The organism is Baia soyae, assembly GCF_004341445.1.
Classification (GTDB): Bacteria; Bacillota; Bacilli; order Thermoactinomycetales; family Thermoactinomycetaceae; genus Baia; species Baia soyae.
This window is the reverse complement of sequence record NZ_SLXV01000022.1, coordinates 1-16,649: the sequence shown is the minus strand read 5'-3', so window position 1 is coordinate 16,649 and position 16,649 is coordinate 1. Positions and strand designations below refer to the sequence as shown.

The window sequence follows — 16,649 nt, the reverse complement described above, 5'->3', positions numbered from 1 at the left end:
CATAAATTAAATATAAGTATTTTATTTGCAAATATATAGTTATATCACTTTCCGACTACCTTTGTCTATAACTATTTCAACTAACTATTCAAAATAGGCGGCAAAAACCCCGGAAAACCCAGATAAATTAATTGAACAATCACATTCATGCAAATAGAGAAAAGATTGCTCCTATAACGAGAAATGAAAAAGCCCTCTGCATTTGGCAGAGGGCTTTTTCATCATGTGTATGAAATTAAACAGTATATTTTTCGGCGTCAAGCACACGTTTTGCGATACGGCGTTTGAGTGCCACTTCGTTTAGTGGTTGAACACGGGTAAACTTTTTCAACATAGAAAGAGTTGTACGGAGTACGTCGCCTTCTTCCATCGCAGCCAAAGTATGGCGTGCAAATGCATCTACTTTCTGGAATGATTCATAAACAAAACCGACAGTAAGGTCGATCTTTGCTTGTTCTTTTTCTTCTCCATTTTTTGCGATCGCTTTTTGAGTACGAAGAAGAGCAGATTCCATCGCAAAAATTTCAATTGCGATATCAGCTAGGTCACGTAAGATTTCTTGTTCACGCTCCAATGCTTGTTCATACTTCTGAACCGCAAGACCTGCTACCATGAGGAAGATTTTCTTCGCATGCGAGACAAGTTTTGTTTCTTCTTCCAGTACAGCTGCATCTTCATCAGGAAGAGATGGCATATATTCAAGAAGTTCTTCTTGTAGTGCCATAGCCGCTTGTAACAGTGGCAGTTCACCCTTCATCGCCATTTTGATGAGCGTACCTGGGATTAAGAGACGATTGATTTCGTTGGTACCTTCAAAGATTCGGTTAATACGGGAATCACGGTATAGATTTTCGATTTCGTACTCACTCATAAAGCCATAGCCACCATGAATTTGCACGCCTTCATCTACTGCATAATCAAGCACTTCGGAGCCAAATACTTTTGCAGCAGAACACTCAATTGCCAAACCGCGTACTGCATCCGCCACGACCGCTCCTTCAGCTTCCTCTACTCCATCTAAGCCAGCATCAAACATACCACCAATACGATATACCAATGATTCATTGGCATATGCTTTGATTGCCATATTTGCTAATTTTTCTTGGATCAAGCCAAATTTTGCGATTGGGATGTTAAATTGCTTCCGTTGATTTGCATATTTCGCTGAAAGCTCAATCGCACGCTTCGAAGAACCAACTGTACCCACTGCCAATTTGTAACGACCAATGTTCAAGATATTGAACGCGATATGATGCCCTTTACCAACTTCGTAAAGAAGGTTTTCAACGGGTACTTTTGCATCTTCTAAAATGAGCGTACGAGTAGAAGATCCTTTGATTCCCATTTTCTTTTCTTCTGGCCCTGTCGATACACCTTCAAATCCTTTTTCTACGATGAAAGCAGAGAATTTATCGCCATCTACTTTTGCGTATACGACAAACACTTCAGCAAAACCAGAGTTCGTGATCCATTGTTTTTCTCCGTTTAAGACATAATGGGTACCATCTGCGGACAATACAGCCGTTGTTTTCGCGCCTAATGCATCGGAACCAGAGCTTGGCTCGGTGAGTGCATATGCAGCAAATTTACGACCTGTAGCGAGGTCTGGTAGATATTTTTTCTTTTGATCATCGTTACCAAATAAAACGATTGGTAGGCAACCGATTCCTACATGTGCACCGTGGGAAAGAGCAAAAGAACGACCTAAAGCCATTTTCTCAGTGATTAAAGAAGAGCTGACTTTATCCAAAGCACTTCCTTCGTACTTTTCAGGTACATCTGCTCCAAGAAGCCCTAGATCCCCTGCTTCTTTTAGCAAACGAACGCTATGTTCAAATTCGTGATTCTCAATTTTTTCAAGTTCTGGCATTACTTTTTCTTTTACAAATTCCTCTGTCATGTTGCCAATCATAATCTGTTCTTCTGTGAAATCCTCAGGAGTGAAAACTTGTTCAGGCTTCACTTCCTCGATTAGGTAAGAACCGCCTTTTACTTTATAAGGGTTGCTTGCGATCATTATTACACTCTCCCTTTTTATATGTTATAGATACTTAAACTCGCTCAATCAATCCTGCGGCGCCCATTCCGCCACCGATACACATCGTGATCACGCCGTATCGTTTTTCTTGGCGAATGAGTTCGTTGATCATAGACACGGTAAGTTTCGCACCTGTACATCCTAGCGGATGCCCTAGAGCGACTGCGCCTCCGTTTACATTTACCTTGGACGGATCAATGCCAAGTTCACGAATAACCGCTACCGCTTGAGAAGCGAATGCCTCGTTTAGCTCAAACAAGTCTACATCTTCCACGTTAAGATTTAACTTGCTAAGAAGCTTTGGAATTGCCTCTACTGGCCCGATTCCCATCACTTCTGGAGCCACTCCGCCCAGCATAAATCCACGGAATACAGCAAGTGGTTTCACACCAAGCTCTTCTGCTTTTTCACGGGACATAATCATGACAGCCGCCGCACCGTCACTGGTTTGAGATGAGTTTCCGGCAGTTACGGTCCCATTTAACTTGAAAGCAGGACGTAATTTTCCTAGAGCTTCCGCATTGGTACCTGCACGTACTCCTTCATCCGTATCAAAGACGACTTCTTTCTTTTGCAACTTGCCTTTTTCATCCACAAAGTGCTCGACTACGGTAACCGGAACGATTTCATCCTTAAACTTTCCAGATTGAATCGCTTCAAATGCTTTGCGATGAGACTCAACCGCAAATGCATCTTGATCTTCACGGGTTACATTGTAGCGTTTGGACACTTCTTCCGCTGTGTGTCCCATCGACATGTACACTTCAGGGGCACTGTCCATTAGAGTCGGGTTTGGAGATGGCTTGTAGCCACCCATTGGCACCATACTCATGCTCTCGACGCCGCCTGCGATAATGATATCCGCAAAGCCGGACATGATACGCTCTGCCGCCATGGAAATGGTTTGTAGGCCAGAGGAACAATACCGGTTTACGGTCATACCTGGCACTTCATGTGGGAGCCCTGCACGGATTCCGATAATCCGTGCAATGTTCATCCCTTGTTCACCTTCTGGAAAAGCACAGCCCATAATCAAATCTTCTACTTGTTTTGGGTCCACTTGTGGTACACGCTTCAATACATCGGAAACCACAGCAGCTCCCAAATCATCTGGACGCGTATTACGGAATGAACCTTTTTTCGCTTTACCGACAGCAGTACGGCTAGCGGCTACAATTACTGCTTCACGCATATGTTCTCCTCCTTAAACGCTTAGTTGCGTAATGGTTTCCCTTTAGCAAGCATGTATTGCATACGTTGTTGAGTTTTCGGTTCACCGATTAGGCTTAAGAATGCTTCACGCTCGAGGTCTAAGAGATATTGCTGGCTAACAAGTGTTCCTTCGGCAACAAGACCACCCGCAAGTACATAGGCCAATTTGCTCGCAATCTTGTAATCATGCTCTGAGATATATCCACCCCACATGAGGTCTTTTGCTCCCAAACGGAGCACGTTGTATCCTGTTTCACCCACCACTGGGATTTTGCGCTCTTTTGGCGCTTTATAGCCTGCGTTATATAGCCCGAGTGCCACTTGTTTCGCATCATGGATGAGGAAATCATTATTCGCTGTAATTCCATCCATTTCTCGCACAAACTTGTATTGACGTGCTTCTTCGCCGCTCGTAGACACTTTTGCCTGAGCAACGGTCATAAACACATGGTTTACAAGCGGTTGCAAGGAAACTTTATCTCCTGGATTTACACCCTCTGTCCAGCGGAGCAACATTTCTTTGTTACCACCACCACCAGGGATGAGTCCAACTCCTACTTCTACTAGACCCATATAGGTTTCCGCAGAAGCTTGAATGCGGTCAGCTGGCAAGGAAACCTCTACCCCACCGCCAAGTGTCATGCCAAATGGAGCTGCGACGACTGGTCGATCCAAGGTACGAAGGGAGCCCATCGCTTTTTGGAATTGACGAACCATCATGTCTAACTCTGGCCAGTTATGATCTTGTGCTTCCATCAACATCAGCATCAAGTTCGCACCAACACAGAAGTTTTGCGATTGATTCCCAATGACAAGCCCTTTATAGTTCGCGCCCACTTCTTTCACCGAGTGATTAATCATGTTAATGATATCTGCACCAATGGCTTGTTTCGGTGAGTGGAACTCTAAAACAGCGATATCATCTCCGATATCAATCAAGCTCGCACCTTTGTTCCCTTTGATCAACTTACCTTCTGCTTTCAACTTAGCTAGGTTGATTTTCTTGACATCTTCTTCAATCGCCGTGAATTTGCCACCAATGCTAAATTGATAATCCGTACTCGCTTCCTGTTTATAGAAAGTTTGATTACCCGTTGCAAGCATCTCTTCGATCCAAGCTGGGATTGTGTCGCCTTCTGCTTTCATCATCGCAATGGACTTCTCAACACCAATCGCATCCCATAGCTCAAATGGACCTAAATCCCAGTTGAAACCCCACTTCATCGCTTGGTCAACGGCTACGATATCGTCGGCAATTTCACCTAGCTTATTAGCGGAGTAGAGCAATACCTTCTTGGTAATCGTCCATGCTAATTCTCCAGCGGTATCTTTCCCATACACAAGCGCCTGTAGACCTTCTGCCTTACTTTTCGCACGCTTAGAAGCTTCCAAAGAGGCAGATTTAAACTTACTCTTTGGCTTATATTCGAATGTCTTTGTATCCAGAACGAGGATTTCTTTTCCTACTTTCTTATAGAAACCTTGCCCCGTTTTTGAACCTAGCCATTTGTTTTCTACCATTTTGACTAGCGTATTGGATACCGTAAATGCATCTTTATCCACAGCATCTGTAGCCGTTGCATGAACATTGTTTGCTACATGAACAAACGTATCAAGACCTACTATATCAAGCGTCCGGAAAGTAGCACTCTTAGGTCTTCCCATAGCACGACCTGTAACAGCATCTACTTCGTCTGCATTTAAGCCCATTTGCTCCATCGCTTGAAGCGTAATCTGCAAGCCATAGGTTCCAATGCGATTGGCAATAAAGTTTGGTGTGTCTTTCGCAATTACAACACCTTTACCTAACACCGTTTCCGCAAACGCTTTCATTTCTTGAACCAGATTCATATCTGTATACTTCGTTGGGATAATTTCAAGAAGCTTCATATAGCGTGGTGGGTTGAAGAAATGCGTACCCAATACATGCTTCTTAAACTCATCCGAGCGCCCTTCAACCATTTCATGAACGGAAATGCCCGAAGTGTTCGAACTGACAACTGTTCCTGGTTTCCATACACCCTCAATTTTCGCAAATAAATCTTGTTTAATTTTCAAGTTTTCTACTACTACTTCAATAATCCAATCCACTTCTGATAAGACGTTAAAGTCATCTTCTAAGTTACCTACTTCGATTAGATCAAGGACATCTTTGGTATATAGTGGAGAAGGCTTCTCTTTGGTTAAGCGCTCTTTCCCCGTTTGCGCAAAGCGGTTACGTACTGCTTTGTGCTCTAGAGATAGACCTAACTTTTCTTCTTTGTCAGATAATTGACTTGGCACGATATCTAGGAGATAGGCCTTGATACCTACGTTCGCCAAATGACCTGCGATCGATGCACCCATCACTCCTGAGCCTAGAACGGCAACTTTTTTCATGCGTAACAAAATAACTCCTCCTCTCGGGATGAAGAGACAATTGAATGTGAATGAACAATCATTCATTGTCAGGGTAGAAAAAAACACCTTCCTCAGTTAGGTGAACAACAAACATATTTCATATAGGGTCCTATGTGAAAACCACACAGAATTTTTCCCCGTTTGCAATTGCTTTCAATACTATTATTTATCTGTTTTCTTTCGTCGTCAAGAGGGAAAGTACCGATTCAGCACGTTTTTTTCATATAAAAAAATAGATTTAATCCGATAAAAATCAGATTTTTACAGGGTTTATCTCGCCTCGCAAACGATTGCTATTCTCTTTCTTCGTATAATAAAGTATTATGACGAAGTGTAACAAAATGTTCTTCGTCTTCTGCTTCATTAGATTGATATAATCATCTCAGATGTCAAATAACTTGATTCAATTGATAAGAGGTGCTTTCAGATGAAGAAAAAAGTGATAGTAGCCACCTGCGGTGTACTTTTTATGGCTCTCATCACAGTGGGAGTACTAAAACCAGGAACAATCCGTTCTCTTTTTCCTGCCGAACGGTCTATCCCTCCAATGGCATCGGCTAAGGAAGAGAGCTTTCATATACTACCATTGAAAAAGAAGCCTAGTCCACAAAAGCCGACTGTATTTTATTTCGTACCACATGCCGATGATGAAGTCCTCACCTTTGGAGTTCCTATCATTCAAGATTTGAAACAAAACAAAGAAGTATATGTCATTCTGATGTCTCACGGTGATATTACAGGTGCAAGGGCCCGAATTAATAAACGAGTCGATCCTGATTTAACCTCTAGAGAGTTAGGGCAAGCCCGGGTGAATGAGTTTACAGAAGCGACTAACCGAATGGGACTCGATGACGATCATCGATTAGTGTATGACTTATTTGTCGAAGGCGGAAATAGAGACCTAGATTATGAACGAGCCAAAACCATCGTCGCGGCTTACGTAAAAGAATATCCACAAGCTGAATTTAAAAGTATGAGTGTATTTGATGTACATCCGGAGCATGCAATCCTTGGGAAAGCCATCCAAGAATTAAAAAACAGTAACAGTATACAAAACTCACAAACGTTTGCTTCGATCAATATCATGCGCACATGTAAGAAGTCGCCTCGTTGTTCTGGCAGACAAGAAAAAATTGGAATGCCTGTTGTTGAACAAGAAATTAAATTAACAGAACCCAAGGATAAACACGTTTTATCGAAGGCCGCAGATGCCTATCGAGTCTGGGATCCTAAAAAAGGTTGGTATTCGATTGGTGAAATTAGTGTACCAGGGCAATTTAGAGAACTAAAAAGAGATCCAACTACTATCATTGTAAAAGAATAACAGGAAATGTCGACTGATACCTTATGTATCAGTTGACATTTCCTGTTATTTATTTGACTTTTCAAAAATCTATCCTGGTTTTTTGGTCATGATCTGCATCCATTGATAGGTAGCATACACCAACCCTTGCTTGTTGCGATACGCTTGATTATATAGTTTCATCATCCTAATCAATATTTTCCTAGCCTCAAATATACTTTGACGATTCGATCGGTAATTAGCTCCTGTTGCCTTTATAGACTGCAGTAGCTCCCGACAATCCGTGTACACTTGTCGTAACCAATGATCCTCTATCTCCGTTCCTTGAAATCCTGACTCCTCTAGCCGGACTGCCCAATCCTCCATAGAGGTTAGCGGAACAAGATGTTCTGTAGGCTGAACCCCTAATTTCTTTTCCACATATTGAAAGCTAGATCTCAATTCTAGAAAAGTATCCGGTCCAAGGGCTGTAGAAAGATAGCTACCACCTGGCTTTAGCAATCTCATAATGCCACTTAAAAAACAACCAGGACGTTGTAACCAATGGACAGCTGCATTTGAAACGATCAAATCATAAGACTCTGAAGAGAATTCACTTAGCTCTTCTGCATCCGCCAGTACAAATTCTACATTTCTCTCTTCCATCTGTTCTTGTGCTTTTTGAATCATATTTTCAGCCAAGTCGATTGCGGTAATCCGTGCATCTGGATAGGTTTCCGCTAATAATTGGGTAAAATATCCTGTTCCACACCCGATTTCTAGAATTCGATCTACATACTCATTCTTTTGATGAAGAGTTTGAATCAAATGATGAGCCATTTTCTGTTGAACCTGAGAATATTCATCATAAGTGTGAGCTGCTTTATTAAAATTCTTCTCTAAAATATGTTTATGTATAATCATTTTAACGCAACCTCCTACATAGCCGGTTGCCATTCCCTCCCTTAAAAAAAGTTTGTATCCAAAGGGGTAACTAGTCGAATTTTGTCGTTTTATATCAATAAAAGCAATCTGTTTCTTTTTGAATTTTTATTTATATATAAGTTATTCTATCCGTCACAATATTTCCTTCTTTGTTCATTGTTTGTTCACTTTTTTGTCACAATTCGACTAAGAGAAGTGAAATAGAAAAACCATCCTCCTCCGTAGAAGATGATGGCTTCACTTATACAAGATTTACTTGCGAAGTTGTGGATAGATCATACTAAATTTATTTTGTAGGTATTCAACATATGGATCAATCGAGAGAGCCTGTCCCGTTACCCGTTTTACCAATTCATCAGTTGTATACTTTCTACCATGGGTATAGATGTTGTTTTGTAAGAACGTGTGAAGTTGCGTGAAATCACCTTGTTTCATCAATTCGCGGACGTTTGGAATCTCCTTCTCAGCCGCGGCAAAGAATTGGCTACTCAAGATATTCCCTAATGTGTAGCCTTGGAATAGACCCCCAATATGATCGAAATACCAATGGATATCTTGCAAGACTCCATTTGCATTTGTAGGAGATGAAATCCCTAAATCAGATTGATATCGCGCACGCCATGCCTCTGGAAGGTCTTTTACTTTTAAATTACCTTCAAGCATCTGTGTTTCTAAATCAAAGCGAATAATGACATGTAGGTTATAAGTAACTTCGTCCGCGTCCGTACGAATCAGCGAGCGGGACACTTTGTTCGTCTCACAATAAAACTCATCTAGCGAAACATCTTTCAGTTGTTCAGGGAAAGTAGCTTGTAGCTGTGGATAAAAGAACGTCCAGAATTCATAGCTACGACCTACTATGTTCTCCCAAAGTCGTGATTGACTCTCATGTACTCCAGAAGAGGTTCCATGATGCAGAGGAGTTCCTTCATAAGCTTCATTAATCCCAAACTCGTATAATGCATGTCCGGTTTCATGGATGCTACTAAAAAGAGCTTCCCCTAGATAGTTTTCATTTACCCGAGTCGTAATTCGAATATCATTATGCGCAAACTTGGTCATAAAAGGGTGTGGAGCGTAATCCTGACGACCACGTTCCCAATCAAATCCTAAGCGAGTGATCACTTTTTTACCAAATTCAATTTGCTTATCTGCTGGATAATGTTTCTTTATCGTAAATGCGCCTGTAGGCTCTTTAGACGTGATTGCTTCCACCATAGGGACCAATGCATCGCGCAATTGGCTAAACAAAGGACGAATCGTACCTACAGTCATCCCATAATCATTTCGTGCAATCAACGGATCGGCTACATGCTCATACTCGAAGAACTCCGCGTAACGACGACTTAATTCCAATGTCTTTTCGAGATAGGGTTGCACAATAGAAAAATCATCTTGTTTACGTGCCTTCACCCACGCACTATAGGTTTTCGCTGTATGAGAGACAAACTCAGCGACAAACTCTGGGGAAACCTTCGTCTCTGTATCATAGTCTTGTTTTGCCACACGAATCAGTGCTGCTTCGTCAGAGTCATAAGATAAGCTCTCCGCCTCAGCAGATAATTCCTCTAACAGACGACCTAACTCCGGGTCGGTCTGTCTGTGATGATGCAATCCCGCCAATACTGATAATTGATTCCCACGAGATTCCGCCCCTAAATTCGGCATAAACGTACCTTGATCCCACTCTAGGATCGCTTTTGCCGAATGTAGATGGTATATCTCTTGTAATCTAGCTCTTAGGACTTGTAATTTTTCATTCATTCGCAAAATGCCTCCTATTCAAAATTACAGATATAAATAATGCCTGTACTCCTTTTTATTTTGACATATTATCAAGCAAAAAAGCAAAAATAATTAGGGTAACGTAATGGTAGAAAGATCCTTCTTACATAGGGAAATCTTTTTAGGTTATGATAAAAAAGATTACATATAGAAGGGAATTTTTTTCATGACAGAGAAGACAGTTGTGATTCAGAATCCAACAGGACTACATGCACGCCCTGCGGCACTCCTTATTCAAAAAGCAGGTAGCTTTAAAAGCTCCATTAAAATAGTCAAAGACGGACGAGAAGCCGATGCGAAGAGCTTACTAGGCGTTATGTCCTTAGCGATAAAAGGAAATGAGTCGATCACAGTTCGTGCAGAGGGAGAAGACGAGGTTGCTGCAATCGAAGCAATGACTCAATTCCTCGAGAGCCATCAAGAGTAATGAAGTAATTTGGAGGGAATGATCTTGGAACAAAACGGAAAAGGAATTGGCGCTGCTACCGGTCTAGCCATTGGTACAGCTGTCATTTGGAAAAAAGAAGAAGTGAGTGTCCAAGAAAGAAGCATAACAGACCTCTCTTCCGAGTTACAACGTTTTAAGCAAGCCATTCAAGCAACCAAAGACCAAGTACAAATTCTACGGAAACAAACAGCAGATCGGATGGGGGAATCTGAAGCTGCTATTTTTGATGCTCACTTAGCCTTTTTAGACGATCCAGGATTTATAGGCGAAATGGAACAACGCATCAATACAAAAAAGCAAGCCGCCGATTGGGCATGTCAGTCTGTAACAGGCGAATTTAGTTCCTTATTCTCTAATATGGAAGACGAGTATATGCGGGCTAGAGCCGATGATATCCGTGATGTTGGGAATCGACTGTTGCAAAACATTATAGGGAAACCTCCTCTTGATCTTGGCTCGGTAAAACCTGAGAGTATCATGATTGCGGAGGAACTTACTCCTTCCGAGACAGCACAATTCTCAGAAGCTATTATCGGCATGATCACAGCGCGCGGTAGCAAAACGGCCCATGCGGCTATCATGGCTCGAACGCTTGGGATTCCTGCAGTACTCGGGTTAGGAAGCTTTATGCAGCAAATCAAAGATGGAGATACGATCATCCTCGATGGAAGCTCCGGGGAAGTTATTGTCAATCCAAATGATTCCTTACTCTCCGAGGTCAAACAAAAGATTGTAGAGCAAAATCAACTTCAAGCATCGGCTCTACAAGAAGCGGCTGGGGATGCCTATACTTCCGATCGGAAACGGATCCAGGTATTAGCTAATATAGGTAGCCCTCAAGATGTACCAGATGCGTTAGCCAACCATGCGGAGGGAATCGGACTATTCCGCACAGAGTTTCTCTATTTAGAAAACACAAAGTGGCCTACAGAGGAAGAACAGTTCTCCTCCTATAAACAAGTCTTAGAAGCATTTCCATCAAAGCCCGTCATCATCCGAACATTAGATATTGGTGGAGATAAGCATTTACCCTATGCGGAACTTCCAAAAGAAGAGAATCCATTCCTCGGTCTCCGTGCGGTTCGTTACTGTCTCGCAAATCCAGACGTATTTAAAACACAACTCCGTGCACTCCTACGTGCCAGCGTACATGGATCACTCTGGATCATGTTTCCTATGATAGGAAGTGTATCGGAAATTCTGCAGGTGAAACAGGTTCTAGAGGAATGCAAACAAGAATTAGCAACGAAAAAAATTCCTTACTCCGATCAAATCAAAGTAGGAATTATGGTAGAGATCCCAGCAGCAGTAATCCACGCTGATGAACTGGCCAAAGAAGTGGACTTCATGAGTATTGGTACCAATGATCTCACGCAATACACTCTTGCCGCAGATCGTGGAAACGAACAAGTGGCCCATCTCTATGACCCGACCCATCCAGCCGTATTAAAACTCGTTAAAATGACGTGTGAAGCCTGCCACCGCGCTGGAATCCCAGCCGGAATGTGTGGCGAGCTAGCAGGTGATGCACGCATGACTGAAATCTTAGTCGGTCTCGGTTTGGACGAACTATCTATGAGTGCCAAAGCGATTCCGCAAGTAAAACAACAGATTCGTAAGATTGAATCCTCGCAGGCATCCAGTTTAGCACTCGAAGCACTTCATCAAAGATAAGAGAAGCAAGACTACTAATCATAGATTTGAATAAAATATAATAAACCCCCTCTCCAACGATGTTAGAGAGGGGGTTTGTATTCGTTTAGTCAAGTTTAGACGACCGCTAATTTCTTTGAACCAACGTGCTCTGGTTGTACAACCTCGATTGGTCCATCCCCACGTCTGAGGACTTTTGAAATAGCTTGGGTTGGTTGTAACACTTCCAGCATGTGCTCAATAGCAACCATGGGATCAACCGTATGACCACAAGTATAGCAATCAAGTGCGGCAAAGCCTTTTTCTGGATACGTATGAATCGAGAGATGACTCTCCGATAACATAACAAGTACCGTCGCACCTTGAGGATCAAATTGTTGAGATTGAACGGATAAGATTGTCGCACCACAAGCAACTGCTGCCTGCTCCATCCTTTCGCGTAAAAACTCCGCATCGTTCAAAAGATCAAAATTTACACCCCATGCGTCCATGGCTACATGCCTTCCGAAAGTAGAAAATTCCATCTCTTTCGGCCCCCTTCCTAGCAAAAAGTTGGTGTGAGCCAAATTCCGCTAGGATCAGCTTGTTCACCACAGGGGGAGGTTAGTCCAGTGAGGTCCCAACCCTTTAAGTGAATCTGGATCCTACTAGCTCAGTTAATATCACGAAATATAACATATCACATTATATCTAGTACATCAACCAATAATTTTTATGGACTTTCTCCAAATAGGTTAGTTACTCCAATCAAGCCGTTATCATTACCAATTTGTCTTTTGTTGTTGAATGCTATCCGTCGTTTTATCAATATCGGCCATCATCTGTTTCAAATGTTGTAAGCCTTGCATTAATTGTTGCTGTTGGGCATCGATTCGAAAAGAAAAGGCTCGCAATCCTTCCCGGGTGATGGGAGTGGTAGCATTAGAAGCATCCATAATCTCTTTTTCTATGGAGTCAAATGCTTTTACTGAGGACTCTAGCACTTGAATAGCAAAAGTTGCTTTATCAGCTATGTGATCAATATTTAAAGCCGCTGTTTTCGTGTGTAACTGTCCCCAGTCTGATGACATGTAGTTCGGTGTGGGTTTTGGTGAATAATCACTCACATGAAATCCTCCTCTTATTAGTTCTGGTAGCGATCCGTTATATTATCAATTTTATCTGTCAGTTCATCGATTTTATCTGTTAAACCATCAATTTGATCCGTATATTTATCAACATCTTTTACGTTCTTTTGGACTTCTAATAGGTTGGTACTAATACCTGTCACCTTAGACATAATTTCGGTACAAATCGAGCCAACAAGCACTTGTACATGATCAGGAGCATTCCCACCTACTTGTTGTACGAGGCGATCTACGAGCGGTTTAATTTGGCCTAATGTGTTTTGAGCATTGGTCAACTCACGCGCACAAGAGTTTAATTCTGCATCAATTTTATCTGATGTGCGGTCAATGTGAGATTGTGTAATCTGATCAATCTCACGAACTACTTTATCAACTTCATTACATAGGCTACGTACTGCACTTTTTCCAACTATCATGTTATCTTCTCCCTATAAACTATTTTAGTAGAATAACTCTCTAAGCTACTTCCCATTTCTTTGTATCGAATAACATACCATTACCTTTCAATACATAGTTTAACGATTTTTCATGTAAAAGTAATCCATTTTCTATTATAAGTTAAGTAATGATTATAATATAATTTATTTATTTTTCCGAATATAAAAGGTGTTTAGTATATCTTTACATAAAATAACTCGAGATGAGCACAATTAGGGAATGCAACATCATTGCGATGTTTTTTAGGTATGGACGTTTCTCTCAATTACAGAGGCAATCTTGGCTCCCTATAGCCAAGATTGCCTAAAAGCAACTGAATGTAGCCTAACCAAAGTCTGTCCTATTGAGGCTGGATATTTCTCATCTCGAGTTTATAAGCCAGTTTAAACCAATTAATAAATAACCCCCCTCTAAATCTATCAAAGGAGGTTTTGTTTCACAGTCTGAGAAATCAGACCGATAATCTAGTTCACACATGGGTGGAAATGAATTTTACTTTTGCATATACTCTCTACCACCATTTCCCACAACCATCCTTTATACACACTCGGAACACACGATAAGCGCTAGAGGGTGCTGTTGTCGCAGAAGTGTAACTCCCTTTACCAGTTCGAGAACTGGTATCCGCAACAGTCTTCCCACCATCTATACTTACCTCGAATCGAACATATTCCCCGTTTCTAGCTAAGCCCCAAGCATACCGTTTTCCTTTATACATTCCTTTCCGTAGTTCTACACCATTGTAGGTGTAAACTTCTTCATGATTAGTCGTAATTCCAGCATCCATCCAATCATTTTGATGGATATAGCCCTTCGCGTAACTCCCACTATCGTTTGCTGTGTTTATCACAATTCGGTATTCTTCATCCTCAGATAAACCAGCAACATAAAAGGAAGCCACACTGCCACCTGCCAACCCCTTTTTGGTTTCAATGACAGTTCCATCAAGTTTTTCAAGCCTTACTGTTACATTTTTGCTACCTTCTGTTAAATGTACATCTAGAGATAAACTACCCCAAGTCGGGGTATAGTGTTTTGAATTTACATAATTTTCATTTCCCATACTAAACACAAAATTCCCTGACTCATCAATACCACTACTACTTCCACCAGGGACTGGAGCTCCATCTGGAGGGAGTACTAAATTATATTTCCACTCATGTTTTTTAGCCAACGGAAATAGTGCATTAAAGTCTGTGTGTTCGGATAGCATAATATCAAATCCTATGTCTCCGGGGTGCTCATACATATAGAACTCATGAGAAGGCGCTTTATCGTGGACACCATAAAACTGTCCCTTCCAATCACTGTAAACCTTTGTATAATAGAATGCGTCAATGTCAGGAGCTACATTACGGTCTGCAATTTTTAATAGCGGGATAGCGGACTGTACCTGCACTTGATGAGAAATCCAATCATCTCCCTTGTCTTGGCCCGCAAGCCTTATATCACTCTTAGGAGCCTTCGCCCGAGCCACTTTTTTTCCATCTTTATATCCAATTGTTATACCTGTATCAGGCTTAAACGCAACATCATTGGGTTTTTTTCGATCATCCCAGGTTACAAACGTATCTGATCTTGTCCGAAAACTTTCTGCAAATGGATCAAAGCCTCTATTGTCGCCATGAAATGAGTCAAAATCACACACAGTACCAATTGGGATACCAAGACAAGCTGGATTTGGAGCTTTATCCATCGGAATAAAGGTAGTGTATCTGAACAGGTAACCAACACCGTTTGGATATTCAAAATCATCTTGCTGCTCTTGAGATAGTTTTGCTTTCTTTCCTGTCGGTTTAGTAGGTTTCGCTTTCTTCGATCTAGATTGAGCAGAAATTATGTTGGTTGAAGACTTCACGATGGTTCCTATTTCTTTGGTTTCATAGAATAGGATTTCTTCATCCTTCTGCGAGAAAGTCACCTTATTCTTCGCTAAAAACTCTTTCTTCTTTTGGATTTCACTATCCGGGATTCTCTTTGAACCCATAATCTTGTACTTATATTTCGTATTCGTCTTAACGTCGGCATCTACAAATTCGTTCCCGTTCACTTTCTCTATAAGCTTTCCATCCCGATACACATCATAGATCCCATCTTGGTCTGGCACGTTTACCCATTGCAATTTGATTTTATCGTTTTTTACAGTGGAGTTGATTTGTGCATTTATCATAGGATAATTGAGTTTTTCCTCGTTGAGTTTATCGTCTTGAGTTGTACCCATCAGTTGTAATGGCTTCTTATTCGTTTTTACTTTACTCGTAGATTGATTGAATAACTTCTCATTGTATCGCTCAGTCTCAGATACTTGTTCCTTCGTTTTTAAAGTAGAAGTATGGACGACCTCTTCATCGATCAACTGATCGTTCTTATACGCTATTATTTTATAACTATAGGCGTGATCAGCTTCAAGTCCTGTCTGCTTATAATGTAAATCTCCCCCAGACCAAATAAGGGACTCCTTTCCATCTCGGTAGGCATATACCTTATAAACATCACCTACGGTAGTCCATGAAAAATCAACTGAATCAGTACTTTGGGTAATACGAACATCTAAGTCCTTCCTACTAGTAGCACTAGCTGATGAAGAAATAACCATCGACGATAGGAGGCATATAGACAAACCACCTGATAAAACTCGATTAAACTTATTCATGTTAAGTCTCCTTTTGGCTTTATTTTTTATAACACGTAAGAAGCTTAGAGCGAGCTAATCTTTATTCCTTCTAAAAAACATCCATCTTATCAAAATATCGATAACCCAATAAATAGACGAAAAGAAAACTCCTGCCATCGTGGTCTGATTAAACAATATATCTAATGGATTAGTCTTCCATAAACTAGACATCATACCTTCCGGCTTAGCTACTAACAAAATGACAATAGGTGCTAATAAACCGCCTAACAAATGAAAACACAGTGAGCTGAAGTAATATGGATATTGCCGCTTAATGATGAGATAGTCAGACAGAAAGGAAACCAATCCTCCGTAAAAGAATACTATCGGAAAAACAATGTAGAAAACAATGAAAGATGACGATAACAATGATTCTGGTTCTAATGTTATCCTCAACATTAGATAATAACCACAAAAGAAAATACTACTTACAATGGCTTTCTGTTTTAAAATTGATTGATACATCTAGAATCCTCCTTCCTATTTCTTTTATTGAGAGCAAACTATTTTACTACCAACGTATAGTTTAACAATTTTTCTTATAAAAGCAATTAATCGAGTAGGAGGGGGTGATTAACCCCCGACCTCTCACACCACCTAGCATGCGGTTCCGCACTAGGCGGTTCACTTAAGTCTGACGAATCCAA

13 protein-coding genes are annotated in these 16,649 nt (G+C 41.2%); 3 read left to right on the top strand and 10 right to left on the bottom strand.

What is annotated here, in order from left to right; genetic code table 11:
- Positions 1-235: 235 nt before the first annotated feature.
- The 3 genes from EDD57_RS08255 to EDD57_RS08245 are packed head-to-tail and all read right to left on the bottom strand — an operon-like array spanning position 236 to position 5,638.
- Positions 236-2,017 (bottom strand): acyl-CoA dehydrogenase family protein, encoded by a 1,782-nt coding sequence (locus EDD57_RS08255; RefSeq protein ID WP_131848985.1) that lies wholly within the window; start codon positions 2,015-2,017, stop codon positions 236-238.
- Positions 2,018-2,051: 34 nt separating this feature from the next.
- Complete coding sequence (locus EDD57_RS08250; protein ID WP_131848984.1) at positions 2,052-3,230, bottom strand: acetyl-CoA C-acetyltransferase; 1,179 nt, start codon at positions 3,228-3,230, stop codon at positions 2,052-2,054.
- 20 nt (positions 3,231-3,250) lie between these two features.
- Positions 3,251-5,638 (bottom strand): 3-hydroxyacyl-CoA dehydrogenase/enoyl-CoA hydratase family protein, encoded by a 2,388-nt coding sequence (locus EDD57_RS08245; RefSeq protein ID WP_131848983.1) that lies wholly within the window; start codon positions 5,636-5,638, stop codon positions 3,251-3,253.
- Positions 5,639-6,077: 439 nt separating this feature from the next.
- Here EDD57_RS08245 and EDD57_RS08240 point away from each other — a divergent pair, with 439 nt between their 5' ends.
- Positions 6,078-6,974, top strand: coding sequence for a PIG-L family deacetylase (locus tag EDD57_RS08240; protein WP_131848982.1), 897 nt, complete (start codon positions 6,078-6,080; stop codon positions 6,972-6,974).
- Positions 6,975-7,043: 69 nt separating this feature from the next.
- On the opposite strand, the gene bioC is transcribed toward EDD57_RS08240, so the two are convergent.
- Positions 7,044-7,856, bottom strand: a complete 813-nt coding sequence (bioC, locus tag EDD57_RS08235; RefSeq protein ID WP_165873722.1) for a malonyl-ACP O-methyltransferase BioC — start codon at positions 7,854-7,856, stop codon at positions 7,044-7,046.
- 273 nt (positions 7,857-8,129) lie between these two features.
- Positions 8,130-9,641, bottom strand: a complete 1,512-nt coding sequence (locus EDD57_RS08230) for a carboxypeptidase M32 (protein ID WP_131848980.1) — start codon at positions 9,639-9,641, stop codon at positions 8,130-8,132.
- A 187-nt stretch (positions 9,642-9,828) separates the two neighbouring features.
- Between EDD57_RS08230 and EDD57_RS08225 the strand changes: the two genes are divergently transcribed.
- Together EDD57_RS08225 and ptsP are read left to right on the top strand one after the other, a co-directional pair.
- Entirely contained in the window at positions 9,829-10,089 is a 261-nt protein-coding gene (locus EDD57_RS08225; protein WP_131848979.1) for an HPr family phosphocarrier protein, read from the top strand.
- 24 nt (positions 10,090-10,113) lie between these two features.
- On the top strand, positions 10,114-11,784 hold the full coding sequence (gene ptsP, locus EDD57_RS08220) for a phosphoenolpyruvate--protein phosphotransferase (RefSeq protein ID WP_165873721.1): 1,671 nt from the start codon (positions 10,114-10,116) through the stop codon (positions 11,782-11,784).
- A 95-nt stretch (positions 11,785-11,879) separates the two neighbouring features.
- Here the strand turns inward: ptsP and speD are convergent, their stop codons facing one another.
- The 5 genes from speD to EDD57_RS08195 all read right to left on the bottom strand — a co-directional run bounded on the left by speD (position 11,880) and on the right by EDD57_RS08195 (position 16,467).
- On the bottom strand, positions 11,880-12,287 hold the full coding sequence (gene speD, locus EDD57_RS08215; protein WP_131848977.1) for an adenosylmethionine decarboxylase: 408 nt from the start codon (positions 12,285-12,287) through the stop codon (positions 11,880-11,882).
- A 237-nt stretch (positions 12,288-12,524) separates the two neighbouring features.
- The gene (locus EDD57_RS08210; protein ID WP_131848976.1) at positions 12,525-12,869 is read right to left on the bottom strand and encodes a hypothetical protein; all 345 of its coding nucleotides are present in this window, start codon (positions 12,867-12,869) and stop codon (positions 12,525-12,527) included.
- A 17-nt stretch (positions 12,870-12,886) separates the two neighbouring features.
- Positions 12,887-13,306, bottom strand: coding sequence for a hypothetical protein (locus tag EDD57_RS08205; RefSeq protein ID WP_131848975.1), 420 nt, complete (start codon positions 13,304-13,306; stop codon positions 12,887-12,889).
- Between the two features lie 533 nt (positions 13,307-13,839).
- On the bottom strand, positions 13,840-15,981 hold the full coding sequence (locus EDD57_RS08200; RefSeq protein ID WP_131848974.1) for a hypothetical protein: 2,142 nt from the start codon (positions 15,979-15,981) through the stop codon (positions 13,840-13,842).
- Positions 15,982-16,035: 54 nt separating this feature from the next.
- Positions 16,036-16,467 carry a hypothetical protein gene (locus EDD57_RS08195; RefSeq protein ID WP_131848973.1) on the bottom strand — a complete coding sequence of 144 codons (432 nt, stop codon included), beginning with the start codon at positions 16,465-16,467 and terminating at the stop codon, positions 16,036-16,038.
- Positions 16,468-16,649: the final 182 nt, after the last annotated feature.